This is a genomic window from Micromonospora cremea, assembly GCF_900143515.1.
Lineage (GTDB): Bacteria > Actinomycetota > Actinomycetes > Mycobacteriales > Micromonosporaceae > Micromonospora > Micromonospora cremea.
The window spans coordinates 2752374-2779006 of sequence record NZ_FSQT01000002.1; the positions used below are offsets into that span (position 1 = coordinate 2752374).

Consider the following 26633-nt stretch of genomic DNA (forward strand, 5'->3'; position numbering starts at 1 on the left):
CCGAGATGCTGGTCAACCGCTGATGCCGATCTGTCACGCACACGTCGAGCCCTCAAAGCCGAACGCCACCAGACGACGTATCAGAGTCTACTGGCGGGCGCATCAAATTTACATATATCTCTGTAACGAGAATCCGGGGAAATGCGCTGCGCCTAGCGAGCCGAGCCTATTCCCACCGGTGGGAATAGGCTCCGACGTATCGGGTCCGCATTACCCGGACCCGCCCCGTGCCTGGTCGGACGCGGATCGAGGGGGCCGCGTCCGGCATGGGCACGGGTCCAAAGCGCTCGACAAGCTGCCACCACCAGCACCGGCGACGCCCCACCGTGGTCGCGGCAGCGGCCGGCGGGACCATCGCCGGCCGCTGCCGCGGGTCAGACCGCCGGTAGCTGCTCAGCCCGGGTGAGCACCCGGTCGACCAGGCCGTACTCCAGGGCCTGTTCGGCGGTGAACCAGCGGTCGCGGTCCCAGTCACGCTGGATCTCGGCCAGCGTCCGTCCACTGTGCTGCGCGATCAGCTCCTGCATGGTCTGCTTCACGTGCAGCATGTTCTCCGCCTGGATCCTGATGTCCGAGGCGGTGCCGCCCATCCCGCCGGACGGCTGGTGCATCATGATCCGCGAGTGCGGCAGCGCGTACCGCTTGCCGGCCGCACCGGCGCAGAGCAGGAACTGCCCCATAGAGCCGGCGAACCCCAGTGCCAGCGTGGCCACGTCGTTGCGGACGTAGCGCATCGTGTCGTAGACCGCCATCCCGGCGCTCACCGAGCCTCCCGGCGAGTTGATGTAGAGGTAGATGTCCCGATCGGCGTCCTCGGCGGCGAGCAGCAGGATCTGGGCACAGATCTGGTTGGCCGATTCCTCGGTCACCTCGGTGCCGAGGAAGACGATCCGCTCCCGTAACAGCCGCTCGAACACCTGGTCACCGAAGGACGGCTGCCCGCCGTCCAGCATCCGCACGCCGTACCCGATCATCACGCCCGCCTTCCACCGTGCCGGCGGGCGGAGGGGCCGCCCGGTGGACCGGCTCCTCCAGCGTGCGTGCGGCGGTGGTGGCTGCCCAGGGATTCTGCCGGTGGCAGATCCGCCGATGGCAGAACCGGCGCGGCCTACGCGGCGGTGAGCCGCCGCGCACCCGCCCAGGCCCGCGCGCAGCCCCGCAGGGCGGTGGTACGCGGACCGGGGCGCAGGCCACCGGTGGAGGCCATCGCCCCGACGTGCAGGGTCGGGCCGGCCGCCCCCGGCCCCCGGTGCAGGATCGGCCCGGAGGTGCGCGGGCCCACCCGCAGGGTGTGGTTGCCGGTGTCGCGTCGAGCCATTTCGACCCGCTCAAGCCGGTTCAACACCGCCCGCGGCGCGGCCGGGATGCGCGGCTCGACCCGGCGCATGTCGTCGCGGGCCTCCCCGAGCAGGTCAGAGAGGCTGATGCCGAGCGCCCGGCAGATCGCCGCGAGCACCTCGGACGAGGCTTCCTTCCGCCCCCGCTCCACCTCCGAGAGGTAGGGCACGGAGACGCCGGCCGACTGGGCCAGATCGCGCAGCGTGCGGCCCTGGCGCTGACGGTGGCGGCGCAGCACACCGCCGATCACTCGTCGCAGCAACGACATGCGGGCCTCGCTTTCGCGGTCGTCGGATGGCCACCCCCATCATGCCCGTTCCTGGCTCTCGCGGCCGACCCGTGCGGGTCCGCGCCGACGCGTCGACGCGGACCCGACGCCTCATCGGCCCAGGTGGGTGTGCCAGGTGGCCGGCTCGGGCACCAGCGTGACCGCGCGGAACAGGGCCCGGGTGCCGCCCGCGGGCAGCAGGGCGTCGTCGTCGATCGTCACGGTCGCCCCGTTGACGTCGTAGACGGTCAGCGACTCGTTGCCGTCCTGTCCGCCGAACTTCGCCGGATGCCCGTCGACCGTGGTGTTCGGGTCGACGTACGCCTTGTCGGACGGGTCGGCGACGTGCCGGTACCGGGAGATGCTGACACTGAGTGTGCGGGCCCGCTGCCGGCCGGGCTCGGCGCTGGCCGGCTCCGGGGACCACTGCGTGCTGGCGTACCAGTATCCGGGCTGCTCCAGTGACTCGCTGACGTTGACGGTGATCAGGCGTAGGCCGGCAGGGACGCCGGCGACCTTCCCCGGCAGTTGGACCGGGCCGTCGTCGAAGCGCAGCGACCGGGCCACGCGCGCGGCAGTGTCCGTGGCGGCCGCCGGGCCGACCAGGCGCAGCTGCGCCCAGCCGTCCGGGGCGTACCGCCAGCGCAGGATCGCCTCCGGAGCCTCCGCACCGGAGTACGCGACGAAGCTGCTGGCCGCGCCGTTCAGCTCGGGTCCGTAGCTGGTGCCGGTCACGGTGGCCGGCTCACCGCTGTCGCGCTGCGGTGCCGGCGGCTCCAACCCCTGCGGGTAGAGCGTGACCGCGACGCCCTGCCGCGGGCCGTCGCCGCTGTGGCTGCTGGACGCACTGAGGTAGACCCCGGGGCCACCGAGCAGCAGCCCGGCCTGGTACTGGAGATCGCGCATCCCGGCTGGCAGCCAGCCGAACCGGACGTACACCCGCGCGGGGTCGACCGTGGTCAACGCCGCCGGCAGGCCGGTCACCGCCTCCTTCCCAGCGTCCTCCTTCCCAGCGTCGCCGGACGGCATCGTGGCCGGTGGGCGATCCGGGGTCAGCAGGTCGGGCACGGTTAGCGCGCCCACGGTCAGCGCCGCTGCGAGCAGCACCGCGCCGGTGCCACGGGCCGCGCGACGTTGGCGGCGCGCGGTGCTCATCGCCCGGTCCACGTCGAGCACCCGGGAGGGTGTCTCGGTCGACTCGACCTCGGCGAGCATCAGGTCGCCCATCTGGCGTTCGTCCAGCATCTCGTCGCTCCTCTCAGTTGCCGGTGAGGCTGGGGGTGAGCAGTGTGCGCAGGGTCGCCAGGCCCTTGGCGGCCTGGCTCTTCACGGTGCCCGCCGAGCAGCCCATGGCCTGCGCGGTCTCCTCGACGCTGAGGTCCTGGAAGTACCGCAGCACCAGCACCGCGCGCTGGCGGGGCGGGACCCGACGTAGCGCGCCGACAAGGGTGATCCGGTCCGTGGGGTCGGGGGAGGAGGTCGCCTGTTCGGGCAGCGCGGCGCCGAGCCGGACCCGGGACCAGCGCAGGCGTCGCTCGTCGATCAGCCGCCGAAGCAGCATGGTGCGCACCAGGGCGTCCAGGTGGTCGGCTCGGCGGGCCCGTGCCCAGGTGCGGTACAGGTCGGTGAGGACCCGTTGCAGGATGTCGTCGCCCCGGTCCCAGTCCCCGCACATCAGGTACGCGGTCCGACGCCACTGGACCATCCGGGACCGGATGTACTCGGTGTACTCGTCGTCGGCCCCGCCGTCGCGTTCGCCGCTTCTCGTCACGAGGGTCGTGCCCCCTCCGTCTGCCGGCCTCGACCGGTTCGTCGCTGTCGCCTGGTAGTCGGGCCCGGTGCCGCGATCGGTTGCCCGGTCGGCCACCCCGGGCTGGGGACCGAGCCGTACCGGCTATGTTGTGGGCGTGCAGGCGACGGCGGCGGAGCAGGTTCGACGGTGATCCATTTTCCTGCGCAGCGCCGGGGTCCGCTGAGCGCGTTGAGCCTACGGCTGGCCGCCGCCCTGGGCCTGGTCTTGGCCGTGGTCAGCGCGGTCTACCTGGACCGGGACGGCTACCGCGACGTCAACGAGGACGGCCTGACGCTGCTGGACTGCTTCTACTACGCGGTGGTCTCGCTCTCCACCACCGGCTACGGGGACATCACCCCGGCCGCGCAGTCGGCCCGGCTGGTCAACGTCCTCTTCGTCACGCCCGCCCGGGTGCTCTTCCTGATCATCCTGGTCGGTACCACCCTGGAAGTCCTGACCGAGCAGTACCGGACCGGCCGTCGCCTGTCGCGGTGGAGGAGAACCGTGAAGGACCACGTCATCATCTGCGGCTACGGCACCAAGGGCCGCAGCGCGGTCTCCGCCCTGATGGAGAACGGCCTGGACCGGTCGAGGATCGTGGTGGTGGAGCGCAGCAGCGCCGCCCTGCGGCAGGCCACCTCGGCCGGGCTGGTCGCCATCGAGGGCTCGGCGACCCGGTCGTCGGTGCTCAACGAGGCGCACGTCCGCAACGCGAAGGCTGTGATCATCGCGACCGACAGTGATGACGCCTCGGTGCTGGTGGCGCTGACCGTGCGGCAGCTCACCGCCGGTCAGGTCCGCATCATCGCGGCTGCCCGGGAGGCGGAGAACGCGCCGCTGCTCAAGCAGAGCGGCGCCCACCATGTGATCGTCTCCTCGGCCACCGCCGGTCGGCTGCTCGGTCTCTCCACCTCGGCGCCGCCGCTCATCGATGTGGTGGAGGACCTGCTCACCCCGGGTCAGGGCATGGCGCTGGCCATGCGTTCGGCGGAGCGGGACGAGGTGGGTCGTTCGCCGCGTGAGCTGGAATCGCTGGTGATCGCCCTGGTCCGGCGGGGCAAGGTGGTCACGCTGGCCGACCGGGCCGGCGCGGTGATCGAGACCGGCGACATGCTGGTGCACGTCCGCGACGACCGCCCCCAGTCGACCTCGGGGGTCTGAGCCCGCGGCTCAGCACGTGTCGTCGGGTGACCCGTCCGAGTAGATCGCCACGCTGCAGTTGGTCGCTGCCGCCCCGGTGGCCCGCCGGAGCAGTAGGTAGAGCGTCTCCCGCTCGTCCGGTTCCAACGGCCCCAACACCTCGTTCTCGGCGCCGGCGAGGGCGCACTCGGCCTCGCTGAGGCGTTTTGCCCCGTCTTCGGTGAGTTCGACGACGTGCCGGCGACGATCCTCGGGCGAGCGTCGCCGCTCGATCAGCTGCTTCGCCTCCAGGTCGTTGAGCAGCCCGACGATGTTGGTGCCGTCCATCTCCAGGGTGCCGGCGAGCGCCTGTTGGCTGATTCCGCCGCCGTCCCGCAGCACGGTGAGCGCGACCAGATGCCGCGGGCGCAGGCCCAGCGGCGCCAGCACCGACTCCGACCGCAGCCGCATCCGCCGGGCCAGGTGGTCCAGCAGCGCGCCGGAACGGTGCTCCGAGGGGTCGAGCGGCGCGGCGGACATGTGAGCCAGTCTACCGAGCCGACGGAACATCGGCCTGCTATAAATAGTTGGTGCTTCACATACGATCCCTGGAGGGGGAATAATGAATCTGCTGCATATCGATTCGAGCATCCGTGGCGAATGGTCCGTCAGTCGACGGCTCACCGCCCGCGCCGTCGCCGTCTGGCAGGCGGCCCACCCCGACGGCACGGTGACGTACCGGGACCTGGGCACCGAGCCGCTGCCGCACCTGGACGCGGCCGGTGGCCTGGCCCGGATGACGCCCGCAGACCAGCACACCCCGGCCCAGCGCGAATCCTGGGAGCTCAGCGAGCAGCTGGTCCACGAGGTGAAACAGGCCGACGTGGTGCTGCTCGGGCTGCCGCTCTACAACTACGGCGCGCCCAGCAGCGTCAAGGCCTGGGTCGACCACCTGATCGTGCCGGGCCTGGCATACGACCCGGCGTCCCAGCAGGGGCTGCTCGGCGGGCGGGAGTTCGTCGTGCTGGCCACCCGGGGTGGCGGCTACGGCGAGGGCACCCCCCGCTACGGCTGGGACCACGCCGAGCCCTGGCTTCCGCACGGCCTCTCGCTGACCGGCATGGAGCCGCGCTTCATCAGCACCGAGCTGACACTCGCCCCGTCGGTACCGGCGATGGCCGAGCTGATCCCGCTGCACGAGGCGAGCCTCGCGGCGACCGAAAAGGAGATCGACAACCTCTGGCTGCCGGCTTCCGCGCAGCGCTGACCGAAGCCTCCCGTTCGGACGGTGGCTGGCCGTTCCGCACCGAAAGGCCAGCCACCGCCCGCCATGCGCTCCCCATGCCGATTGACCCGAGGGCTGCCACCGTTCTTCTCGCGCGTGCTCCAGCCGATCACCCTTCGAGCTGCGCGGTTCGCCCCCAAGGCTGAGTGAAAGGTCCTCTATTTGGCGCTTCTTTCACGCCGTGATGCTTGCTAGTGTGTGGCGGCTTGGAACTGCCAATGAGGTCGCCGTAGCCAGTGTTCGGCGCGGTGTCGTTGGCGCAGGCACGACGGGGGCAACACACTTTTCGCAAGGGGCCATGGGCTCCCGGCGTCGGTCGTGGTCCTCCCGTCCGGTCGGACGCATCTCATCCGGGCCGTTCCGAGTGCCTCGTTAATCGAACGACGGGAAGCAATCAGTGGCTGAAGTGGCAACATCCGCAGGAGCCCGACGGCGGTGGTACGCCGGTGTCGTGGCGGGCCTCGCTCTCACGGGCGTGGCGGCCGTCGCGCCCGCGACCAGTGCCCAGGCCGCCCCCGCCGGGGGCGGCGTGTACGACGCGGCGAGCAGTTCACAACCGGACCGGTTCAAGAAGCTGCCGAACCTGCACAAGGGGAAGCTCACGCTTCCCGAACCGGGCGCCAAGGGCCGGACGTTCGAGTCCGGCACGGTTGCATCTCCCAAGGTCTTCCAGGGAACCCTGGCGAGCGCCTCCGAGTTCCCGTACATCGTGGGCATCGTCACCAGTTTCCAGGACGGTCCGGACTACTACTGGTACTGGTGCACCGGCACGATCATCGCCCCCAACAAGGTGCTGACGGCCGCGCACTGCACCGCCGACGGGCCCGGCACCACTCGGGTCATCGCCGGCAAGGACCAGTTGTTCGACAGCAACGGTCAGATCATCGGTGGCAGCGGGTTCGTCGCCGAGGTCGGCTCGACCTGGACCCACCCGGGCTGGAACATCGCCGACCAGTACGAAAACCCCTACTCTCCGATCGTGGACGACGTCTCGGTCCTCACGCTCAAGCAGAACCTGCCCAGCGCGTACACCCCGGTGTCGCTGAGCGCCCAGGGCGACCAGAGTCCGTACGTGGCCGGCACCGCGGCCCAGATCGCGGGCTACGGCGTCACCTCGTCGGACGATGCGGCCCCGGACAGCCGGCTGCGCAAGGCGACCGTCCCGATGCAGTCCAACGAGGTCTGCGACGACACGGGGCTCTACCTCGCCGACCGGATGATCTGCGCTGGCTCGGGCACCGACACCACGCCGCGCAGCGACACCTGCGGGGGTGACTCGGGCGGTCCGCTGCTCGTCAACGGGGTCCAGGTCGGTATCACCGACTGGGGCTTCGAGCCGTGTGGCTCGTCCCCCGGCTACTACGAGCGGCTGAGCTACTACAACAACTCCATCAAGGCGGACCTGACCCGTCCGCCGCTGGTCAACGCGGACTGGTCCGGCGACGGTCACACCGACCTGATCACCCGGGACACCGCTGGCAACCTCCGGCTGTACTACGGTGCCGGCTTCGCCAACAACGGTGACGGCGGGTTCTACATGGACCAGCAGATCGGCAACGGCTGGAACATCTTCAGCCGAGTCTTCCGCGTCTACAACTGGAACGGCGACAAGAAGCCGTCCATCATGGCGATGAAGCCCAGCGGCGAGCTGTTCATCTACGACACCGACGGCAAGGGCAACTTCGTCGGAGGAGCCCGGAAGATCGGCACCGGGTGGCAGGGCTTCACCGCGCTCATGGTCACGAACAACTGGCTGGGCAACAATCGGCCGAGCCTGATGGTCCGCAAGTCCAACGGCGACCTGGTCCGCTACACCAGCAACGGTGCGGGCGGCTGGGAGAACCCGTTCGGCACCAAGATCGGCAGCGGCTGGAACGGGTTCAACCTGTTCCTCACCCCGGGGGCCTGGAAGGGCGACGGGCGCGAGGTGCTGATTGGTCGCACCTCGACCGGCGATCTGAAGATGTACCAGTCGGACAGCAAGGGCGGCTGGACCAACCCGTTCGGCACCAAGATCGGTGGCGGCTGGGGCGGCTTCAAGAACATCATGGTCCCGGGCGACTGGAGCGGCGACAACATGATGGACATGCTCGGCGTCGACAGCAGTGGCCGGATGCGGCTCTACACGACCAACGGCTACGGCCAGTGGATCGACTCGAGCGGCGCGGTCATCGGCACCGGCTGGGGCGGCTTCAACCTGGTCTTCTGATCAGGCTGTCCCAACAGGAACGGGAAGGGCCCGCAACCGAACGGTTGCGGGCCCTGTCCCATTTCTGAGGGTCAGATGATCGTCCAGGTGTCGCCGCTGCCCAGCAGGCCGGCGAGCTGCTGCTCGGGGGTCTCGGTGACCTTCGCCTTGGCGGCGGCGAGCTGGCTCTGCACCACGCTGTCGTACGACGGCCGGTCCACCGAGCGGAACACTCCGATCGGGGTGTTCCGCAGGTCCAGGCCGGGCAGTCGGGACAGCGCGAACGCGTACGCCGGGTCGGCCACCGTCGCGTCGTGCACGACGATCTCCTCCGGGCGAACCGAGCTGGTCTCCCGGACCTCCAGGCCGAACCCGCCCGGCGGGTGCACCACGCAGAACCGGCCGTCGGCGCCGAAGGTGATCGGCTGCCCGTGCTCCAGGCGGATCAGGTAGTCGTCCCGGGTGGCCGGATCCTTGAGCTGGTCGAACGCCCCGTCGTTGAAGATGTTGCAGTTCTGGTAGATCTCCACGAACGCGGAGCCCTGGTGCTCGGCGGCGGCCCGCAACACCGACTGCAGGTGCTTGCGGTCGGAGTCGATGGTCCGGCCGACGAAGCTGGCCTCCGCGCCGAGCGCGAGGGAGAGCGGGTTGAACGGGGCGTCCGCCGAGCCGGACGGGGTCGACTTGGTGATCTTCCCAACCTCGGAGGTGGGCGAGTACTGCCCCTTGGTCAGCCCGTAGATCCGGTTGTTGAACAGCAGGATCTTGAGGTTGACGTTGCGCCGCAGCGCGTGGATCAGGTGGTTGCCGCCAATGGAGAGCGCGTCACCGTCACCGGTGACCACCCAGACCGACAGGTCGGGCCGGGACACCGAGAGACCGGTCGCGATCGCCGGAGCACGGCCGTGGATCGAGTGCATCCCGTACGTGTTCATGTAGTACGGGAAGCGGGACGAACAGCCGATGCCGGAGACGAAAACGGTCCGTTCCCGGGGGATGTTCAGCTCCGGCATGAACTGCTGGATGGCCGCCAGGATCGCGTAGTCGCCGCAGCCGGGGCACCAGCGCACCTCCTGGTCGGACTTGAAGTCCTTGGCGGTGAGCTTGAGGGCGACGGGCTCAGACATTCTTCAGCACCTCTTCCAGCGTCGTCTCCAGCTCGGCGGACGTGAACGGCAGGCCGCGGACCTGGTTGTAGCTGATCGCGTCGACCAGGTAGCGGGCCCGGATGACGTGGGCGAGCTGGCCCAGGTTCATCTCCGGGATGACCACCCGGTCGTACGAGCGCAGGACCTCAGCCAGGTTGGCCGGCATCGGGGCCAGGTGCCGCAGGTGCGCCTGGGCGATGGACAGGCCGCGCTGGCGCAGCCCGCGGCACGCCGCACCGATCGGCCCGTACGTCGAGCCCCAGCCGAGCACCAGCACGCGGGCGTCGCCGTCTGGGTCCTCCACCTCGATGTCCGGTACCGGGATCGTCTCGATCCGGGCCGCACGGGTGCGGACCATGAAGTCATGGTTGGCCGGGTCGTAGGAGATGTCGCCGGTCTTGTCGGCCTTCTCCAGGCCGCCGATCCGGTGCTCCAGGCCCGCGGTGCCCGGAATCGCCCACGGCCGGGCCAGGGTCTCGGGGTCGCGCAGGTAGGGCAGGAAGGTGGTGCCGTCCTCGCCGTTGGGCTCGGTGGCGAACTCCACCCGCAGGTCGGGCAGCGACTCCACGTCGGGCAGCAGCCACGGCTCCGAGCCGTTGGCGACGTAGTTGTCGGACAGCAGGATCACCGGAGTGCGGTAGGTCAGCGCGATCCGGGCCGCCTCGAGCGCGGCGAAGAAGCAGTCCGACGGCGACCTGGGCGCGATCACCGCGACAGGTGCCTCGCCGTGCCGGCCGTAGAGCGCCATGTTGAGGTCGGCCTGCTCGGTCTTGGTCGGCATGCCCGTCGACGGGCCGGCGCGCTGCACGTCCACGATCACCAGCGGCAGCTCCAGCGCCACCGCGAGGGAGATCGTCTCGCTCTTGAGCGCCACGCCGGGGCCACTGGTGGTGGTCACCCCGAGCGACCCGCCGTACGACGCGCCCAGCGCGGCGCCGACCGCGGCGATCTCGTCCTCCGCCTGCATGGTGAGCACGCCGAAGCGCTTGTGCTTGCTCAGCTCGTGGAGGATGTCCGACGCCGGCGTGATCGGGTACGCGCCGAGGAAGACCGGCAGCCCGGAGCGGACCCCGGCGGCGACCAGACCCAGCGAGAGCGCCGCGTTGCCGGTGATGTTGCGGTAGGTGCCCGGCTTCATCTTCGCCGGCTTGACCTCGTAGCGGACCGCGAAATCCTCGGTGGTCTCGCCGAAGTTCCAGCCGGCCCTGAAGGCGGCCACGTTCGCCGCGACCAGCTCGGGACGGGCGGCGAACTTGCGCTCCAGGAAGCGCAGCGTCGACTCGTACGGCCGGGAGTACATCCAGGAGAGCAGGCCGAGGGCGAACATGTTCTTCGACCGTTCGGCGTCCTTCTTGGACACGTCGTTCGCGGCGAGCGCGCCGACGGTCATCGAAGTCAGCGCCACCGGGTGCACGACGTAACCGGCCAGCGAGTCGTCGTCCAGGGGGCTGACCTGGTAGCCGACCTTGGCCAGGTTGCGCTTGGTGAACTCGTCGGTGTTGACGATGATGTCCGCGCCGCGTGGCAGGTCGGCCAGGTTGGCCTTGAGCGCCGCCGGGTTCATCGCCACCAGCACGTTGGGCGCGTCGCCCGGGGTGAGGATGTCGTAGTCGGCGAAGTGCACCTGGAAGCTCGACACGCCGGGTAGGGTGCCGGCAGGCGCCCGGATCTCGGCGGGGAAGTTGGGCAGTGTGGAGATGTCGTTGCCGAGCTGCGCCGTCTCCGAGGTGAACCGGTCGCCGGTCAGCTGCATGCCGTCGCCGGAGTCACCGGCGAACCGGATGACCACCCGGTCGAGTTGACGGATCTGCTTGGTCACGCCTGCACCTCGCTTCGCTGCGCGCGGTCGCGCGGGCGGCTGAACATGATGGTGACCTCGACTTGCCCGGTCACGGGACCTCCTTGACGCACCGCTGCACCGCACCGCTCCAGGCTGGTCCGGTCCGCTGTCGTTCCTCACCTGAGAGCCTACGTCGAACAGACCCCCGACCCTCCCCGGAGGTCCGCCGACTGGGACCCGATCCGGTTGAGGATTACGCCGTATTGCGACGTTTCGCCCAGCCCGCCGTAATCCAGATCACCGTCGACGTCCCGCCAGCGGCCCTCGCCGGGGTGGCGGGGCGCGTAAGTGTGGCTGGTCAGTCGGTGGGGACCGTGGTCGGGTCGGTGAGCCGGCGACGCAGCGAGGTGGTGGCCAGTGTGAGGGCCAGCACCACCAGCAACGCGGAGACCGCGATCAGGATGACCGCGGTGCGCTGCACCGAGGTCATCCCGCCAGCGTCGGCGGAGCCCCCGGCGGGGAGCACGCCCTGCGAGCCCGTGGGCGCGGGCGGGGAGACCACCGGGGTGGCCAGCGCGGCCGCCGCGGTGATCCGGAAACTCATCTGTACCTGCCGGCTGGGGCCGCTGCGCGGGTCGAGTTGCCCGATCACCGCGCCGGACAGCGGCGCCTCCCGCTGGGCCTGCGCGGTCGCTTCCACCGGCAGCCGCAGCTCGGCGGTCCTGCCCGCCGGCACCGGGCCGGTGTCGCACCGGGTGCGGGTCGGGTCGACCGTCACGCAGCCAGCCGGTGGGGTCGGCACGCTCACCCCGGCCGGAAGGACCACCTCGACCCGGCCGACCGCATCCACCTTGCCGGTGTTGCCCAGCCGGACCGCGAGGGTGCTCGCCGCGCCGCTGATGTCGAAGCTCACGTCGTCGGCGGCCAGCGAGATGCCGGGCACCGGTGGACCCGGCGGGAAAAGCACCGCGAAGCCCTGGTCGTCGGCGGCCTCGCCGGCCACTCCCGGTGCGTTCGCGGTGACCCGCACGGAGCCGCTGAGTGGCATCTGCTTCCATGCGGTGCCGGCGACCCGCAGCCGGAGCAGGCTGCTGAACCGTGCGCCCGCCCCGGCCGTCCAGGCCCCGCAGCGGTACGCGCCGCCACCGGTGCTGGTGCAGCCCTTCGTTCCGGCGTCGGTCAGCCCGGCGGGCAGGGTGTACGAGAGTCGGATCCGCTGGGCGGTGGTGCCGGTGTTGGTCACCGTGACCCGCAGCGTGGTGGCGGTGCTGGCCGCGTTCCAGTACGCGCCCGTGAGGGTGACGTCCTCGGTGGTGACCTGCACGCCGAGCGGGTTCGGCGGCGGCGCCTCCGGGCCCGGTGCCGGCGGGCGGACCGGGGGCGCTGACGGCGCCGGGGGTGCCGGTGGCGCCGGTGGCCCGGGCGTGGGCGGCCGGGCGGTGCTGCTGCCCGGCGCGGGCGCGGTGGTGGTCGGCGCCGGTGGTACGTCGGGCGCGGTGGTCTGCGGGGCCGGTGGCGGCGTCGTCTCCGGTGGCGGTGCGGTGGTCTCCGGGGCCGGTTCGGTCGGCAGGGGCTCGCCACCCGGTTCCTCGGTCGGGGTGGGCTCCTCCGCCGGGCTGGTCTCGGGGCCCGGCTCGGGCTCCGTCACCGGGTCGGTCACCGCCGCGACCGGGCTGGCGTCCGGCATCGCGGCACCGGCCCAGGCCGGCGCCGCGGCGAGTGCCGCGAGCAGGCCGACCGCGAGTGAGGTCGCCAGCAGGGGCCTGGGACGCCGCCCGGCCGCCCGGGGGCCGGGCGAAACCTGCACGCTGGCCATCTGTCCTCCGGTGACATGGGTGGGGGTCCAGTATTCGGTAACAGTTGCCTTGGAGCACTAGTCCCATTCGGAAACAAATCCGTAACGTGTTCGGGACGGCCGTTCCGGGGGGACGGTAGGCTCCCGGGCGTGACCGGTTACCTGGGCTCGTACGCGACGCTCGGGCTCTTGCTGCTCGCCAGCGTCCTGTTCTTTGTCACGGCGTTCTCGGCCAACCGGGTGTTACGTCCCGCCCGTCCGGCTGAGCCGCACGGCAAGCGGACCAGCTACGAGTGCGGGCTCGACCCGGTTGGCGCGGACTGGGCGCAGATGCAGATCCGCTACTACGTCTACGCCTACCTCTACGTCCTCTTCGCGGTCGAGGCGGTGTTCCTCTTCCCCTGGGCGGTGGTGTTCGACCGGCCGGGCTTCGGCCTGGTCACGGTGGTGGAGATGGCGGTGTTCGTGGCGGTGCTCGCCCTGGGCATCCTCTACGCGTGGCGTAGGAACATCCTGCGCTGGACCTGACCGCCCGGGCCTCCGGCAATCGTGCTGGTCCGCCCGGCCGTTCGCGGCCGGCTGCCGCGACGACCGGTCAGGCCAGGCCCCGGCGGGTCACCGCGGGCGGCCGATCGCCGCGGATCGAGGCCACCATGTCCAGCACCCGGCGGGTGGGCGCGACCTGGTGGGCCCGGAACACCCGGGCACCGAGCCAGGCGGAGATCGCCGTCGCGGCGAGCGTCCCCTCCAGCCGCTCGGCCACCGGCAGGTCCAGCGTCTCGCCGATGAAGTCCTTGTTGGAGAGCGCCACCAGCAGCGGCCAGCCGGTCCCGGTCAACTCGTCCAGCCGGCGGGTGATCTCCAGGGAGTGCCGGGTGTTCTTGCCGAAGTCGTGTGCCGGGTCGATCAGGATTCCGTCGGGGCGTACCCCCGCCGCCACCGCGCGCTCGGCGAGCCCGGTCACCGTCGCGACCACGTCGTCGACCACGTCGTCGAAGGCTGCCCGGTGCGGCCGGGTCCGCGGGACCAGCCCGCCGGCGTGCGAGCAGACCAGGCCGACGCCGGTCTGCGCGGCCACCCGGGCGAGCGCCGGGTCGGCGCCCGACCAGGTGTCGTTGAGCAGGTCGGCGCCGGCCGCCACGGCCTCCACCGCCACCTCGGCGCGCCAGGTGTCGATGGAGATGACCACCTCCGGGAACTCGGCCCGGACGGCGGCGATGGTGTCCACCGTGCGCCGGATCTCCTCGGTGACGTCCACCTCGGCGCCGGGACCGGCCTTGACCCCGCCGATGTCGATGATCGCCGCACCCTCGTCCACGGCCCGCTCGACCGCGCGCAGCGCGCTGTCCGCGGCGAAGGTGGCGCCCCGGTCGAAGAACGAGTCCGGCGTGCGGTTGACGATCGCCATCACCACCAGCTCGCCCGGGGCGAACGTCCGCCCACCCAGCCGAAGCGCCCCGGCCATGCCCGCCTCCTGAAAGTCCGCACCGGCGCCGCCGCGTCGGCCGGTCCCGACGCTAGCCGGTCGGCGGACCGGGACGCCGCGCGGCGTCGGCGTTGATCGTGATCGAGGTGGGTGGCGGGCTCGCTCACGGCCGGTCGCCATGCCACGATCAGTGCATGGGTCAGCTTCTGCTCCTCCTGGTCGTGGCGTTGACCGTCGCGGCGGTGGTGTTCGGCGTGACGGTGCTGGTCACCGGTCGTGATCCGGGCCTGGCGCCCGCCGAGCCGGATTCGCAGGCCGTGCCGTTGCCGGGCACCCGGCCGTTGCGCGAATCCGATGTGGGGGCGGTCCGTTTCGACACCGGGCTGCGCGGGTACCGGATGGCCCAGGTCGATCAGGCGATGCGCCGTGCCGCCTACGACATCGGCTACAAGTCGGAGCTGATCGGCGTGCTGGAGGCGGAGGTCACCGCGTTGCGTGAGGGACGCACCACCGACGCGGAGGCGCTGCGCCGGGCCCGTGAGCAGTCCGCCAGCGCGGCGACGAACGAGGATGCGGCGGCTCAGCAGGTTGAGCGGCCGGGCGACGACGCCGGATCCGGTGCCGCCCCGGTCGGCTCGGCCGTCGCCGGCCCGCTGCCGGGTGCCACCACCTCCCCGGCGGACTCCGACGGCGTGGCGCCGGCTGTCGTGCCGGCCGATGACACGTCCGCCGATGGCAAGTCCGCGGACGGTGAGTCCGCCGACGGCACCGGACAGCACGGCGCGGTGGTTCGGTCGGAGTCGGCGTGACCGATCCGGGGGGTGCCGACGATCTCCGCGAGGCTGCCCAACCCGGTGCCGGCGAAGTGACCGCCACGGTGATCGTCAACGCCCCGGCGGAGCGGGTCTTCACCGCGTTGCTCGCCTGGGAACGTCAGTCCGACTGGATCCCGTTCACCCGACTGCGGGTGGTCGAGGGCGATGGCCGTGAGGGCAGCCTGATCGAGGCCGTGACCGCGCTCGGCCCGATGGTGCTGCGCGACGAGATGCGGGTGGTCCGGGTCGACGAGCCGTACGAGATCGGCGTGGTGCACTGCGGCCGGCTGCTGCGCGGCCCCGGCGTGCTGCGCTGCACCCAGATGGACCGGGCCCGCACCCAGGTGGTCTGGCACGAGTGGTTCCACCTGCCGGGCGGCCCGGCCGGTCGGCTGGCGTGGCCGGTGCTCTGGCCCGGCTCCAAGGTCAGCCTCACCCAGGCGCTGAAGAGGTTCGCCCGTCTGGTCGAGCAGGGCCGGCTGCCCTGACCACGCTCGCGGCGGCAGTCAGCCGGCGCGCGGGCCACCACAGGCAGCCGGGGCGGCCGGCGGCAATGGGCTGTCGGCCCGATGGCCTAGCGTGTACGAGGTGACTGACCTGGTGATCGGCGCCGACGGGCTCCCACGCTGCGCCTGGGGGGCGAGCACCCCCGACTACGCGGTCTACCACGACACCGAGTGGGGGCGGCCGCTGCACGGCGACGACGCGCTCTACGAGCGGATGACTCTGGAGGCGTTCCAGTCCGGCCTGTCCTGGTTGACCATCCTGCGTAAGCGCCCGGCGTTCCGGCTGGCCTTCGACGAGTTCCGGATCCCGACCGTCGCCGGCTACGGCGACACCGACGTGACCCGGCTGCTCGCCGACGCCGGCATCGTCCGCAACCGAGCCAAGATCGAGGCGGCGATCGTCAACGCCCGCGCCGCGCTCGAGCTGCCCGACGGGCTGTCCGCGCTGCTCTGGTCCTTCGCGCCGGCGCCCCGGCCGGCCCGCCCCGCCTCGTTCGCCGAGCTGGCGGCGATCACCCCCGAGTCGACGGCGATGGCCAAGGCGCTCAAGAAACGCGGCTTCCGGTTCGTCGGGCCGACCACCGCGTACGCGCTCATGCAGGCCACCGGCATGGTCGACGATCATATCGTCGGCTGCCACGTCACGCTCCCACCGGCGGCGGCGTGATGGGATGGCAGGCTTGACATCATCCAACGCCCTGAAGGGCGGGGATTCCCTCAGTCGCCGGAGGGGGTTCCTGTTTCACCGGGCCGTGCCTTTACCGCTGACCTGGATCGGGTCTTACCGTCCCTCCACAGCCGTTTCACCTCTCCGCCAGCCCGGCGGCGAGGATGTTCCTGGCGGCGTTGACGTCCCGGTCGTGCACGGCGTCGCAGCCGGGGCACGTCCAGATGCGGACGCCGAGGGTCATCGCGGTGTTGATCCGACCGCACGCCGAGCAGGTCTTCGTGCTCGGGTGCCATTGGTCGACGGCGATCACGGTCCGCCCGTACCAGGCGGCCTTGTACTCGATCATGTTGCGCAGGTGTGTCCACGCCGCGTCGGAGATAGCGCGGGCCAGGCTGTGGTTGCGCAGCATGTTGCGCACGCTGAGGTCTTCGATCACGACCGTTTGGTTCTCGCGGACGAGTCGAGTCGACAGCTTGTGCAGGTGATCCCGCCGCCGGTCGGCGATGCGGGCATGGATCCGGGCCACCGCAAGGCGGGCCTTGGCCCGGTTGGCGGAGTCCTTGGCCTTACGCGACAGGTTGCGTTGCGCCTTGGCCAGCTTGCGCCGGTCGGCACGCTCGTGCCGCGGGTTGGTGATCTTCTCCCCGGTGGACAGGGTGAGCAGACTGGTGATGCCCGCATCCACCCCTACCGCCGTGTCGACCGGCGGGAGCGGCGTCACGGTGGAATCCTCGACCAGCAGGGACACGAACCACCGACCGGCCGGGTCGCGGGACACCGTGACCGTGGACGGCTCGACGCCGTCGGGCAGGGGCCGCGACCACACAATGGTCAGCGGGGGGTCCATCTTAGCGAGGGTGAGCTGCCCGTCGCGCCAGCGAAAAGCCGAGCGGGTGTACTCCGCCGACGCCCGGGACTTGCGCTTGGACTTGAACCGCGGGTAACGCGAGCGCTTGTCCCAGAACGCCGCGAACCCGGCTTGCAGGTGCCGCAGCGCCTGCTGCAACGGCACGGAGCTGACCTCGGTGAGGTAGGCCAACTCCTCGGTGCGCTTCCATTCGGTCAGCCACGACGACGACTGAACGTAGGTGCTGCGCCGCCGATCGACGGCCCACGCACGGGTACGCGCCTCCAAGGTCAGGTTGTAGACCTTGCGCACACAGCCGAACGTCCGGTTGAGCTGTTCGGCCTGCTCAGGGGCCGGATAGAAGCGGTACTTGTACGCTCGCTTCACCGCCTCACCCATGCCTTACATCCTAACGGTCCATCGTGTAAAACGACTATCGAGGGGAGGGAGTGGCGTTACCTCCTTCGCCGGAAGGCGGAGGTATCCACGCCGCGATCTTGATGACGACCGAGACCGCCCACTGGGCTGGCGAGGCCGGCTCTGCCGACGGGACGGGCACCTGGGCGCTGCTGCTGCCCACCGAGCGGTACGAGGCCGAGCGGCTCGTGCACCACGACACGCTGGAGCTGACCGGGCTGGCGGAGGTCAGCCTGCCGGGCCCGGGTGACCGGGTGGCGGTGCTGGCCGACACGCCGCCCCGGCTGGTGGCGCTCGGCCGGGTCACCGCGCCGACCCGACGGCACCGGGAAGACCCGGACGATCCGCAGTCCCCGGTCGCGCCCGGGACGCTCGTCGTGGCGTACACCCGACGGGCCTTCGACGAGCCGGTGCCGGCCGACCGGCTGACGCTCGACGGGCCCCTCACCGCGCTGGATCCGGCGGCCTTCCGGTCGCTGGCCGACCGGCTCGGGCCGCCCCCGGCGCGGCGCACCTGGCTGGTCAGCCTCGACCTGCCGATCGAGGCCGGCACGCCGGCCGAGGCGGTCCGGCTCTTCTGGTCCTACGTTCAGGAGCTGGGGCCGCGTGAGCTGCCCGCCTTCGTGTCGCCTTCCGGCGACGAGCTGGCCATGCAGGCGTTCGTGCTGGGCGCGGAGGCCAACCAGGACCCGGAAGAGGACGACTAGAACAGGCCGCCCAGCCGCCCTCGCCAGTCGGCGAGCACCGGGCCCGGGTCGGTGTCCAGCACCCGCTCCAGCAGCGTGGCGTAGACGTCCCGGAAGTCGGTGGTGTATTTCAGGTCCCCGTCGTCCAGGTCGGTGAGGCTGGGCGGTGCGCCGTGCCAGCCGCCGCGCACTCCGGCACCGAGGAGCAGCATGTCCGAGGCGGTGCCGTGGTCGGTGCCGTCCGAGGCGTTGGCCCGGACCCGGCGGCCGAACTCCGAGTAGACCGCGACGACCACCTTGCGCCCCGCCTCGGTGCGACTCATCCGGTCGGCGAACCCGGTCAACGCCCGGTCCACCTGCCCCAGCAGGACGGCCTGCAACTGCTTCTCGTCGGCGTGCGTGTCGAACCCGCCGAGGGACACCGAGAAGACCCGGGTGGACACCTCGGCCTCGACACACTGTGCGACGAGGTCCAGCTGCGCGTCCAGGGGGGTCCGTGCCCCACCGGTGGCCGTCGCCGGCGCCTGCTCGCCGTCCGGGTCCGCCGTGTCCGTGTCCGCGGAGTCGCGGACGTGGCGGATCATCTCGTCCACCGACCGCAGATCGGCGAAGCAGGCGGCGGCCCGACCCCGGGCCGCCGACTCGCCGGCCTCGGGGGCGGCGAACGCGGCCAGCGTCTCTGCTGGCAGGCCCTTGGCGGCCTTCCGGTCGGCCACCGGCACTGCGGCGCCCGCGCTCCGCGCCCCGGCCAGCAGCGGTGGCAGCGCCGGCTCGAAGGAGACCGCCAGCCGAGGGTCCCCGCCTGCCCCGTCCAGCCAGCGACCCAACCAGCCGGTGTTGCCCGGCCGGTCCGGTTGCGCGGTGTGCCAGATGTCCATCGACCGGAAGTGGCTGCGGTCCGGCTTGGGGTAGCCGACCCCGCGCACGATCGCCAGTCCGCCGCCGGACCAGCGCTGGTGCAGGCCGGCCAGCGCCGGGTTGAGACCGAAGTCGTCGTCCAACCGGCGCACCTCCCCGTCCGGGTACGCCAGCTCGGGCCGGGCCGCCCGGTAGGCCGGGTCGCCGTACGGGATGACGGTGTTCAGGCCGTCGTTGCCGCCGTAGAGGGTGACCAGCACCAGGGTGCGGGACTGCGGATCGCGATCTCCGGCGGTGTCCAGCAGGTCCCGCAGGCCGTACGCGCCGGCTCCGGCGGCGAGCGCGCCCGCGCCGACCACCCCGCTGGTGAGCAGGAACTTCCGTCGGGTCAGGGTGTCCATCGATCGGCTCCTCCGCTCAGCTGACGGTGTACTCGGGACTGACCAGGCCGGCGGCCAGCAGCGTCCGCGGCTGGCCGGCCAGCGGGGTCAGGGCGGCGCGGGTTCGGGCACCCCATCCGTCGACCACCAGGAGCCGGGCCAGGGTGTCCGGCCGGTCGGCGGCGGGCGCGGCGGTCAGCCGGGTCAGCACCGCCGGCGCCGTGGCGGCGGCCAGCATCCCGGCCGTCCGGAGCCGGGCCTGCAACGACGAGGTGGTCAGCCAGGCGGGCCCGGCCGGCCAGCCGCCCACGCTGGGCGGTCGCAGCGGCACCTGGTCCAGCGCGTTCAGGCCGGCCAGCAGTTGTTTGCGTTGCTGCTCCGGCAGCTTGGAAGGTCGGATGCCGAGTTGCCGCAGCGCACCGACCACCCACTCCACCGGCTGCTTGACCAGGGTGCCCCTGGTCCGTACGAAGGCCGGTGAGGAGAAGAGCGTGCGGAGGGTGGCGACGGTGTCCGTACCGGCCAGGCCGGCCGGCGCCGGGACGTCGGTGCCGGCGTAGCGGAACCAGAGCCGGCCGGCCACGAATGTCGCCGCCGCGGGCTGTGCGGCCAGCAGCCCGGCGTACGCCTCGGCGTCGAACCGGCCGCTGTGCCCGAGGATGGTCTTCTCCCCGGGGTCGTGCCGGCGGGCCTCGAATCGTGCCCTGCCGCTGCGCCGGTCCACCACCCAGCCGGTCAGCGCCCGCGCGCCGGCCTTCACGTCGGCCTCGGTGTAGCTGCCGATGCCGAGGGTGAACAGCTCCATCAGTTCGCGGGCCAGGTTCTCGTTCGGTGCCTTGCGGGTGTTCTTCTGCCCGTCCAGCCAGAGGATCAGGGCCGGGTCGCGCACCATCGCGGCGACCAGCGGGCCCAGCGGTCCGCGCCCGTGGCGGCGCAGCGTCTCCAGCTGGCCCAGCATCAGGTGGGCGGACTTGACCTTCTGCGCGCTGGTCGCCCAGTGCCCGTGCCAGAAGAAGAGCAGCTTCTCGGTCAGCCCGTCCTCGGCCGCCACCATCCGGTCCAGCCACCAGAGGGTCAGCCGCTGGAGCTGCTCCCGGCGCTCGGCGTTGGCCCGCTGCCGCTGCTCCCGGGTGGATTCCTTGGTCAGCGCGGCGTAAGGGTCCGGGGGCAGCGCCGGGACCGGGGTGGCGGTTGCACCCCGGTCCGACCGGTCCGGGTTCAGGAGGCTGTCCAGGGTGGCTGCCGGCCCGGCCCGTTCGGCCGCGTCCACCTCGTCGGCGGTCGGCCCGAAGGTGGCCCGGCGCAGCAGGTGTGCCACCGCTTCACGGTCGGTCATGTGGGCGACGCTAGGCGGCCCGTGTTCGAGGACGGTAAGGGCGGGGTGCGAATCGCGTTCAGTGTCCCTCGAAGACCGGTTTCTGCTTCGCGACGAAGGCGAGGGTGGCCGCCCGGTGATCGGCGGTGGCGCCGCAGATCGACTGTGCCTGCGCCTCGGCGGCCAGCGCGTCGGCGAGGGTGCCGGCGTCCGCGATGGAGAGCTGCCGCTTGATCGCCCCGTACGCGACGGTGGGGCCGGCGGCGAGGCGCGCGGCCAACTCCTGTGCGGTCGGCAGCACCTGCTCGTCGTCGTCCACCAGCCGGTTGAGCAGCCCCAACCGGCAGGCCTCCTGGGCGCGTACCGGCTCGGCCAGCATCAGCAGCTCCACCGCCTTGGCGTGGCCGACCAGCCGCGGCAGCGTCCAGGACGCGCCGGTGTCGGCGGCGAGGCCGACCCTGGCGAACGCCATCAGGAAGCTGGTGGTCGGGCCACCGATCCGGATGTCGGCGAGGAAGGCCAGGGACGCGCCCGCCCCGGCGGCCATCCCACGGACCGCCGCCACCACCGGCTTGGGCAGGTTGGCCAGCCGGGCGGCGATCGGGTTGTAGTGCGCTCGGACGGTGCCCAGCGGGTCGCTGGCGGAGTTCTCCAGCGTCGACACGTGCTCGCGCAGGTCCTGACCGGCGCTGAACGACCCACCCGCTCCGGCCAGCACGACCGCCCGGCAGGACCGGTCGGTCTCCAGCTCCGCGAGGGTGTCCCGCAGCGCCTCCTTGAGCGCCACGTCGAGGGCGTTCATCGCGTTCGGCCGGTTCAGCGTGAGGGTGACGACGGCGTCGGTCCGGTCGACCAGCAACGGCTCGGTCACTGTCTAACGACCCTTCTGTCGGACGATGCGGTTGCCGGCGTCGAGGCACTGCTCGACGTACCGGTCAGCGGCCGGACGCAGGCGAGCCGCGTGCCGGTCGAAGAAACTGGCCGCGGCGGTGCCGGGCCAGCGTTCGGGCAGCAGCGCCGGGGGCAGCTGCGGGTCCCGGAACAGGAAGGTACGCCACGCGTGCACGAGCCGGAACCGGGCCGCGTACGCCTCCTCGTCGCTGCTGCGTGCGGTGACCGCGCCGAGCAGCGGGCGCTGGTCCGCGACGAACCGTTCGTAGGCGCGGCCGATCTCGGTCAGGTTCCAGGCCCGGCGGACCACGCCCATCGCGCCGGGGGTGCCGGCGAAGTGCGAGGCGGTGAATCGTTCGAACCGGACGCCGGCCTCGGCGAGCAGCAGGTCGACGTCCTCGGCGGGCCGGGTGGCCACCCAGGTCTGCTCGTCGAGCGTGCCGTAGCCCAGGAAGCTGAGGTTGGCGGCGAGCCGCTGCCGGTCCCGTCGGGAGCCGGGGGCCTCCAGGACGAGCAGATCGAACCGACCGTCCCAGCTGACCCGGCCGGTCCGGTAGATCCGGGCCGCCGCCTCGTCCAGTCGCCGGGCGGCTTTTGGTGTGATCGAATATCCCGGTCCGGACGCCAATCGGAGCGGGTCGAGCCAGCCCTGACGCACCATCCGGGACACGGCGGTGCGCACTGCCGGCGGCGCGATTCCCAACGGCGCCAATAGCTTGACCAGGGCGGCGACCGGTGCCCGGCCACCCCGCGGTCGGAGGTGGTCGCCGTACAGGTCGAAGAGTGCCGACCGTGCCTGCATGACCGCACATTGTGACAGGCCTTCTCAAGATAAGCTAGATGCTGTTACATCAATGCTGCTCCGGTTTGGGTCCGGCGGTGTTCATCAGGGAAAATCGTTGGTCGACACCCCCGCGACCGTTGCGGGTGGTCGTGACGAAGTGGCTGTGGGGCAACCCACCGACCCTGGTGTAGGTCTGAGGGGAGACAACATGGCGGCGATGAAGCCGCGGACGGGCGACGGTCCGCTGGAAGTCACCAAGGAGGGCCGGGGCATCGTCATGCGGGTCCCGCTGGAGGGCGGTGGCCGGCTCGTCGTCGAGATGACTCCCGACGAGGCCAACGCGCTCGGTGACGCGTTGAAGGCGGCCGCCGGCTGAGTGAGGAGTGATCCGGGCGGCGTACGCCGCCCGGAATTCCTCGGTCCCTGAGCCACCGGCATCGCCGGTGGCTCAGGGTCTTCATCTGTGCGGACAGACGGGTTCAGTCCCGCTCCGCGACACTTTTCTGGAGGTGCGTTTCCGCGTGCTCGCCATCCGTCCGATCACCGAGCCCGACCGGCTCGAGGTCCTCGTCCTGCCCGTCCGTCCCGTCGATCCGGCGGCGGATGGCGACGCCTCTGCCGAACCGGCGCCGACCGCTGTGGCACTGCCGGACGGCGCCGCCGACGAGGCCGCCGCGCTGGCACCGGTCGCCCGGCTGACCGGCCGGGCCGGCGAGATCCGCACCCACCTGCGCCCCGGGCGTACCCCCGGCCGACTGCTGCTGCTCGGCATCGGCGACGGCGGCGAGGCGGCCTGGCGGACCGCCGGCGCTGCCCTGGCCCGCGCCGCCGCAGATGAGACGCACATCACTATCGCGCTTCCGGCGGAGGCGACGTCGGTAGCGGTCCGCGGATTGACCGAAGGGCTGCTGCTCGCCTCGTACCGGTTCCGGCTGACCGAGGCCGGTGACCCGCCCGCGCTCGGCGCCGTCGACCTGCTGCTCGCCGACCCGGCCGCGCACGAGGCCGCCATCGACACGGCTCGGACCACCGCCGCGATGACCCGCCTCGCCCGCGACCTGACCAACATGCCCTCCTCGGTGAAGAACCCGCAGTGGTTCGCCGACCAGGTGGCCTCCGCCGCGGCCGAGCTGCCGGACCTGCGTCTGCGGGTCCGCGGGCCGGACGAGCTGGCCGCCGAGGGCTTCGGCGGGATCCTCGCCGTGGGTGGCGGCTCGGCCAGCGGCCCCCGCCTGGTCGAGCTGGACTGGCACCCGGCCGGCGCGCGTACCCATGTGGTGCTGATCGGCAAGGGCATCACCTTCGACACCGGCGGGATCTCGATCAAGCCGGTGCCGGCGATGAAGCTGATGCGCAAGGACATGGCCGGCGCGGCGGCGGTCGTCGCCGCCACCCTCGGCGCCGCGGCGCTGCGGTTGCCGGTCCGGGTCACCACGCTGGCCCCGCTGGCCGAGAACATGGTCAGCGGTTCGGCGTTCCGCCCCGGCGACATCGTCCGGCACTACGGCGGGACGACCAGCGAGACGACCAACTCCGACGCGGAGGGCCGGCTGGTCCTCGCCGACGCGCTGGCGTACGCGGTGCAGCAGCTCGCGCCGGACCTGCTGCTCGACCTGGCCACCCTCACCGGAGCCAACGCCGTGGCGTTGGGAAAGCGGACCGCCGCCCTGTACAGCGAGAACGACCAGCTGGCCGCCGATGTGCTCACCGCGACCGAGGCGGCCGGCGAGGCGGCCTGGCGGATGCCGCTGCACACCGACTACGTCGAGTACCTGGGCAGCGAGGTCGCCGACCTGTACAGCGCGCCGGCGCAGGGTGCCGGCTCGGTGGTGGCCGCGCTCTACCTGCGCGAGTTCACCGGCGAGCTGCGGGACCGCTGGCTGCACCTGGACATGTCGGCCCCGTCCTGGGCGGACGGCGACCACGCCGAACTCAGTCGCGGCGCGACCGGCTGGGGCGTCCGCTCGCTCCTGCGGTGGCTGGCCAGCGTCGACTGACCGGGATCAGCACTTCACCGCGGCGAGCACCCCGTGCCCGACCGGGAGCAGCGCGGGGATCCAGTGCTCGGACTCCCGCACCGCCTTGATCGTCTCCCGGACCGTCACGGTCTCCGCGTCCCGGGCGGCCGGGTCACCGATCCGACCACCGGCGAGCATGCCGTTGAGCGCGAGCACGCCCCCTGGGCGCAGCAGCCGCAGCGCGGCTTCCACGCAGGCGTGGAAGCCGGTCGCCTCGGCGTCCACGAAGACCAGGTCGTACGCCCCGTCGGCGAGCCTTGGAAGCACGTCGAGGGCGCGACCGGTGATGATCCGGGTGCGACCGGCGGCGAAGCCGGCCTCGCTGAAGATCCGCCGGGCGATCCGCTGGTGCTCCACCTCCACGTCGATGGTGGTGAGCACGCCGTCGGCGCGCATGCCGCGCAGCAGCCAGAGACCGCTCACCCCGGTGCCGGTGCCGATCTCCACCACCGCGCGGGCGTTGCCGGCCGCGGCCAGCAGCCGTAGCGCCGCTCCGGCGCCGGGGGTGACCGCGTCGAGGCCCACCTCGTGGGCCAGGCTGCGGGCGGTGCGCAGGACGAGATCCTCGGTGACGTACGACTCGGCGAACTGCTGAGCCTGGGTCGTCGAACTGCCGGAACCGGCGACCGTGGCGATGGGGCACCTCCGGGGGCGGTGCGTGGTGCGGGGGCGGGTTGGCACTGTGAGCGTAGAGGCGAGCCCCGCGCGGCGCAGCCGCGCCTCCGCCCTCGGCGATCACCGGGGGCAACCGCTGACTCCACCGCGTGCATCCGTGCAATCCTGGAGGCGGTATCCCGTCAGCCGCGACCGCGCCGGTCGGTGGCCGGACGACGCGGCGCGGGATCCGGGGACGGACTGGGAGGCACCGACGTGACCGACGGCTGGGACTGGCGCCGGGGCGGTGAAACTCCGGCTCCGGCACGACCGCCCGGGGCAGAGGCCCCGTCGGCGGGGTCGCCGACCACGCCGGGGGCCCGCGGCGTGTCCGCCGCGCCGCCGGAGACCTGGCCGGCACCGAACGCGGCGTCGGGCGGGTCCGGCGCCGCCGGCGCATCGCCCTGGTGGTCCGACGCTCTCTCCGATCCGTGGCGGGATCCGGCAGCGCCGACCGCGGTGGTGGTGCCCGGGATCGTGGCGGCGGGCACCGAGCCGGAGCCGGTCACCGATCCGGACGCGCCGGGCCGGCCGACGCTGCGCCACCTGCTGCTCATCCCGGTGATCACCGCGCTGCTGGCCGGCACCCTCGGCGGCGCGCTGGGCTACGCGTTCGCGGTGCGTGGCGGGGCCGCCGGAACGGTCCTCGGCGCCGAGCCGGCGCAGCCGCCGGCGTTGGCCCAGCGCAAGCCGGAGTCGCTGGCCGGAGTGGCGGAACGGGTCCTGCCCAGCGTGGTCACCGTGCGGGTGAGCAACCTCGGCGGGACGAGCGAGGGCTCCGGCTTCATTGCCAGCGCCGACGGGCACGTGATCACCAACGACCACGTGGTGGCCGGCGGCAGCGGCAAGGCCTCGGTGATCTTCAACGACGGCAGCTCCGCGGCGGCGACCGTGGTCGGCCAGGACCCGGAGTCGGACATCGCGGTCATCAAGGTGAGCCGGAGCGGGCTGCGGCCGGTGGAGTTCGGCGACTCCGACGCGCTGGCGGTCGGCGACCCGGTGCTCGCCATCGGCTCACCGCTCTCGCTGGCCAACACGGTCACCGCAGGCATCGTGAGCGCCCTGGACCGGACGATGCAGGCCGGGGAGCCGGGCGGCCCGGTGCGTTACTACGCGGCGATCCAGACCGACGCGGCGGTCAACCACGGCAACTCGGGCGGCCCGCTCGTCGACGGCGCCGGGCGGGTGGTCGGGGTGAACTCCACCATCAAGTCGCTGGTCGCCGAGGGGCAGGAGGCCGGCAACATTGGTCTCGCCTTCGCCATCCCGATCAACCAGGCCAAGCGGGTGACCCAGGACATCATCGGCACCGGCAAGGCCCGGCGTACGGTGATCGGCGCCCAGGTCGGCGGTCCGGGCGCGGGTGCCAGCGGCGGCGTACGGCTGGCCGCGGTGGAGCCGTCCGGTCCGGCAGCCGGCGCCGGACTGCGGGTCGGCGACGTGATCCTGAAGCTCAACGGCCGGCCGATGACCGAGCCGACGGACCTGATCGCCCTGGTCCGCAAGTTCGCGCCCGGCTCGGTGGTGACCGTCGAGTTCCGGCGTGGCGCCGACCGGCAGAACACCTCGGTCACCCTCGCCGCGGATGCCAAGTGAACAGCGGGTCACCCCCTGCCCGAAAGCCGTCCGACGTGCGTAGTCTTGCTGCTGACG

The 26633-nt window shown here is 72.0% G+C and carries 26 protein-coding genes; 11 read left to right on the forward strand and 15 right to left on the reverse strand.

Translation table 11 applies throughout. From position 1 onward, the window contains the following. Positions 1-374: 374 nt before the first annotated feature. The 4 genes from BUS84_RS26310 to BUS84_RS26325 all read right to left on the reverse strand — a co-directional run bounded on the left by BUS84_RS26310 (position 375) and on the right by BUS84_RS26325 (position 3377). The gene (locus BUS84_RS26310; RefSeq protein ID WP_074316444.1) at positions 375-974 is read right to left on the reverse strand and encodes a ClpP family protease; all 600 of its coding nucleotides are present in this window, start codon (positions 972-974) and stop codon (positions 375-377) included. Between the two features lie 134 nt (positions 975-1108). Beyond that, on the reverse strand, positions 1109-1606 hold the full coding sequence (locus tag BUS84_RS40950; RefSeq protein ID WP_074316447.1) for a helix-turn-helix domain-containing protein: 498 nt from the start codon (positions 1604-1606) through the stop codon (positions 1109-1111). 111 nt (positions 1607-1717) lie between these two features. Then, the gene (locus BUS84_RS26320) at positions 1718-2851 is read right to left on the reverse strand and encodes a hypothetical protein (protein WP_074316449.1); all 1134 of its coding nucleotides are present in this window, start codon (positions 2849-2851) and stop codon (positions 1718-1720) included. Between the two features lie 13 nt (positions 2852-2864). Next, positions 2865-3377 carry a SigE family RNA polymerase sigma factor gene (locus tag BUS84_RS26325; RefSeq protein WP_244298737.1) on the reverse strand — a complete coding sequence of 171 codons (513 nt, stop codon included), beginning with the start codon at positions 3375-3377 and terminating at the stop codon, positions 2865-2867. Positions 3378-3545: 168 nt separating this feature from the next. Between BUS84_RS26325 and BUS84_RS26330 the strand changes: the two genes are divergently transcribed. After that, complete coding sequence (locus BUS84_RS26330) at positions 3546-4559, forward strand: potassium channel family protein (protein ID WP_074316452.1); 1014 nt, start codon at positions 3546-3548, stop codon at positions 4557-4559. A 9-nt stretch (positions 4560-4568) separates the two neighbouring features. Here BUS84_RS26330 and BUS84_RS26335 read toward each other — a convergent pair whose 3' ends face one another. Then, a complete protein-coding gene (locus tag BUS84_RS26335) occupies positions 4569-5057 on the reverse strand; it encodes a MarR family winged helix-turn-helix transcriptional regulator (RefSeq protein WP_143728517.1) in 489 nt (162 codons plus the stop codon). A gap of 82 nt (positions 5058-5139) precedes the next feature. Here BUS84_RS26335 and BUS84_RS26340 point away from each other — a divergent pair, with 82 nt between their 5' ends. Beyond that, a complete protein-coding gene (locus tag BUS84_RS26340) occupies positions 5140-5784 on the forward strand; it encodes an FMN-dependent NADH-azoreductase (protein WP_244298738.1) in 645 nt (214 codons plus the stop codon). Between the two features lie 469 nt (positions 5785-6253). Continuing rightward, entirely contained in the window at positions 6254-8011 is a 1758-nt protein-coding gene (locus BUS84_RS26345; protein ID WP_074316458.1) for a trypsin-like serine protease, read from the forward strand. Between the two features lie 71 nt (positions 8012-8082). On the opposite strand, the gene BUS84_RS26350 is transcribed toward BUS84_RS26345, so the two are convergent. The 3 genes from BUS84_RS26350 to BUS84_RS26360 form a co-directional block, all read right to left on the reverse strand. After that, positions 8083-9117, reverse strand: coding sequence for a 2-oxoacid:ferredoxin oxidoreductase subunit beta (locus BUS84_RS26350; protein ID WP_074316459.1), 1035 nt, complete (start codon positions 9115-9117; stop codon positions 8083-8085). After that, positions 9110-10957, reverse strand: a complete 1848-nt coding sequence (locus tag BUS84_RS26355) for a 2-oxoacid:acceptor oxidoreductase subunit alpha (RefSeq protein ID WP_074316461.1) — start codon at positions 10955-10957, stop codon at positions 9110-9112. The genes BUS84_RS26350 and BUS84_RS26355 overlap by 8 nt, the downstream gene beginning before the upstream one ends. Before the next feature lie 319 nt (positions 10958-11276). Beyond that, the gene (locus BUS84_RS26360) at positions 11277-12734 is read right to left on the reverse strand and encodes a hypothetical protein (protein WP_074316462.1); all 1458 of its coding nucleotides are present in this window, start codon (positions 12732-12734) and stop codon (positions 11277-11279) included. Between the two features lie 129 nt (positions 12735-12863). On the opposite strand from BUS84_RS26360, the gene ndhC reads away from it, so the two are divergent. Next, on the forward strand, positions 12864-13241 hold the full coding sequence (gene ndhC, locus BUS84_RS26365) for an NADH-quinone oxidoreductase subunit A (RefSeq protein WP_074316464.1): 378 nt from the start codon (positions 12864-12866) through the stop codon (positions 13239-13241). Positions 13242-13308: 67 nt separating this feature from the next. Here the strand turns inward: ndhC and folP are convergent, their stop codons facing one another. Next, complete coding sequence (gene folP / locus BUS84_RS26370; RefSeq protein ID WP_074316465.1) at positions 13309-14178, reverse strand: dihydropteroate synthase; 870 nt, start codon at positions 14176-14178, stop codon at positions 13309-13311. A gap of 155 nt (positions 14179-14333) precedes the next feature. On the opposite strand from folP, the gene BUS84_RS40205 reads away from it, so the two are divergent. From BUS84_RS40205 to BUS84_RS26385, 3 genes are all read left to right on the forward strand, one after another. After that, positions 14334-14948: a DivIVA domain-containing protein gene (locus tag BUS84_RS40205; RefSeq protein ID WP_074316468.1), complete on the forward strand. Its 615-nt coding sequence runs from the start codon at positions 14334-14336 to the stop codon at positions 14946-14948. Further along, a complete protein-coding gene (locus tag BUS84_RS26380; RefSeq protein ID WP_074316470.1) occupies positions 14945-15442 on the forward strand; it encodes an SRPBCC family protein in 498 nt (165 codons plus the stop codon). Before BUS84_RS40205 ends, BUS84_RS26380 begins: the two co-directional genes overlap by 4 nt. Before the next feature lie 100 nt (positions 15443-15542). Further along, complete coding sequence (locus tag BUS84_RS26385; RefSeq protein ID WP_074319130.1) at positions 15543-16127, forward strand: DNA-3-methyladenine glycosylase I; 585 nt, start codon at positions 15543-15545, stop codon at positions 16125-16127. A gap of 136 nt (positions 16128-16263) precedes the next feature. Here BUS84_RS26385 and BUS84_RS26390 read toward each other — a convergent pair whose 3' ends face one another. After that, positions 16264-17376: an RNA-guided endonuclease InsQ/TnpB family protein gene (locus BUS84_RS26390; protein ID WP_074316472.1), complete on the reverse strand. Its 1113-nt coding sequence runs from the start codon at positions 17374-17376 to the stop codon at positions 16264-16266. Between the two features lie 101 nt (positions 17377-17477). Here BUS84_RS26390 and BUS84_RS26395 point away from each other — a divergent pair, with 101 nt between their 5' ends. Then, the gene (locus BUS84_RS26395) at positions 17478-18101 is read left to right on the forward strand and encodes a hypothetical protein (protein WP_074316474.1); all 624 of its coding nucleotides are present in this window, start codon (positions 17478-17480) and stop codon (positions 18099-18101) included. On the opposite strand, the gene BUS84_RS26400 is transcribed toward BUS84_RS26395, so the two are convergent. The 4 genes from BUS84_RS26400 to BUS84_RS26415 are packed head-to-tail and all read right to left on the reverse strand — an operon-like array spanning position 18098 to position 22326. After that, on the reverse strand, positions 18098-19339 hold the full coding sequence (locus BUS84_RS26400; RefSeq protein WP_074316476.1) for a DUF1501 domain-containing protein: 1242 nt from the start codon (positions 19337-19339) through the stop codon (positions 18098-18100). The genes BUS84_RS26395 and BUS84_RS26400 overlap by 4 nt on opposite strands. A gap of 16 nt (positions 19340-19355) precedes the next feature. Then, entirely contained in the window at positions 19356-20654 is a 1299-nt protein-coding gene (locus BUS84_RS26405) for a DUF1800 domain-containing protein (protein ID WP_074316478.1), read from the reverse strand. 58 nt (positions 20655-20712) lie between these two features. Continuing rightward, a complete protein-coding gene (locus BUS84_RS26410) occupies positions 20713-21504 on the reverse strand; it encodes an enoyl-CoA hydratase/isomerase family protein (RefSeq protein WP_074316480.1) in 792 nt (263 codons plus the stop codon). A 3-nt stretch (positions 21505-21507) separates the two neighbouring features. Then, entirely contained in the window at positions 21508-22326 is an 819-nt protein-coding gene (locus tag BUS84_RS26415; RefSeq protein WP_074316481.1) for a PaaX family transcriptional regulator, read from the reverse strand. 190 nt (positions 22327-22516) lie between these two features. Between BUS84_RS26415 and BUS84_RS26420 the strand changes: the two genes are divergently transcribed. Both BUS84_RS26420 and BUS84_RS26425 read left to right on the forward strand, forming a co-directional pair. Next, complete coding sequence (locus tag BUS84_RS26420; protein WP_007455245.1) at positions 22517-22684, forward strand: DUF3117 domain-containing protein; 168 nt, start codon at positions 22517-22519, stop codon at positions 22682-22684. Between the two features lie 145 nt (positions 22685-22829). Then, positions 22830-24305 carry a leucyl aminopeptidase family protein gene (locus tag BUS84_RS26425; protein WP_074319131.1) on the forward strand — a complete coding sequence of 492 codons (1476 nt, stop codon included), beginning with the start codon at positions 22830-22832 and terminating at the stop codon, positions 24303-24305. Between the two features lie 6 nt (positions 24306-24311). Here the strand turns inward: BUS84_RS26425 and BUS84_RS26430 are convergent, their stop codons facing one another. Continuing rightward, positions 24312-24881 carry an O-methyltransferase gene (locus BUS84_RS26430; RefSeq protein WP_074319132.1) on the reverse strand — a complete coding sequence of 190 codons (570 nt, stop codon included), beginning with the start codon at positions 24879-24881 and terminating at the stop codon, positions 24312-24314. Between the two features lie 300 nt (positions 24882-25181). On the opposite strand from BUS84_RS26430, the gene BUS84_RS26435 reads away from it, so the two are divergent. Continuing rightward, positions 25182-26576: a S1C family serine protease gene (locus BUS84_RS26435; protein WP_208869921.1), complete on the forward strand. Its 1395-nt coding sequence runs from the start codon at positions 25182-25184 to the stop codon at positions 26574-26576. The last annotated feature ends 57 nt before the right edge of the window (positions 26577-26633 follow it).

Bases quoted from the DNA above. Each gene is read 5' to 3' on its own strand.
- BUS84_RS26310 (WP_074316444.1), bottom strand. From the start codon at position 974: ATGATCGGGTACGGCGTGCGGATGCTGGACGGCGGGCAGCCGTCCTTC.
- BUS84_RS40950 (WP_074316447.1), bottom strand. From the start codon at position 1,606: ATGTCGTTGCTGCGACGAGTGATCGGCGGTGTGCTGCGCCGCCACCGT.
- BUS84_RS26320 (WP_074316449.1), bottom strand. From the start codon at position 2,851: ATGCTGGACGAACGCCAGATGGGCGACCTGATGCTCGCCGAGGTCGAG.
- BUS84_RS26335 (WP_143728517.1), bottom strand. From the start codon at position 5,057: ATGTCCGCCGCGCCGCTCGACCCCTCGGAGCACCGTTCCGGCGCGCTG.
- BUS84_RS26340 (WP_244298738.1), top strand. From the start codon at position 5,140: ATGAATCTGCTGCATATCGATTCGAGCATCCGTGGCGAATGGTCCGTC.
- BUS84_RS26350 (WP_074316459.1), bottom strand. From the start codon at position 9,117: ATGTCTGAGCCCGTCGCCCTCAAGCTCACCGCCAAGGACTTCAAGTCC.
- BUS84_RS26360 (WP_074316462.1), bottom strand. From the start codon at position 12,734: ATGGCCAGCGTGCAGGTTTCGCCCGGCCCCCGGGCGGCCGGGCGGCGT.
- folP (WP_074316465.1), bottom strand. From the start codon at position 14,178: ATGGCCGGGGCGCTTCGGCTGGGTGGGCGGACGTTCGCCCCGGGCGAG.
- BUS84_RS40205 (WP_074316468.1), top strand. From the start codon at position 14,334: ATGGGTCAGCTTCTGCTCCTCCTGGTCGTGGCGTTGACCGTCGCGGCG.
- BUS84_RS26390 (WP_074316472.1), bottom strand. From the start codon at position 17,376: ATGGGTGAGGCGGTGAAGCGAGCGTACAAGTACCGCTTCTATCCGGCC.
- BUS84_RS26395 (WP_074316474.1), top strand. From the start codon at position 17,478: ATGACGACCGAGACCGCCCACTGGGCTGGCGAGGCCGGCTCTGCCGAC.
- BUS84_RS26400 (WP_074316476.1), bottom strand. From the start codon at position 19,339: ATGGACACCCTGACCCGACGGAAGTTCCTGCTCACCAGCGGGGTGGTC.
- BUS84_RS26405 (WP_074316478.1), bottom strand. From the start codon at position 20,654: ATGACCGACCGTGAAGCGGTGGCACACCTGCTGCGCCGGGCCACCTTC.
- BUS84_RS26415 (WP_074316481.1), bottom strand. From the start codon at position 22,326: ATGCAGGCACGGTCGGCACTCTTCGACCTGTACGGCGACCACCTCCGA.
- BUS84_RS26420 (WP_007455245.1), top strand. From the start codon at position 22,517: ATGGCGGCGATGAAGCCGCGGACGGGCGACGGTCCGCTGGAAGTCACC.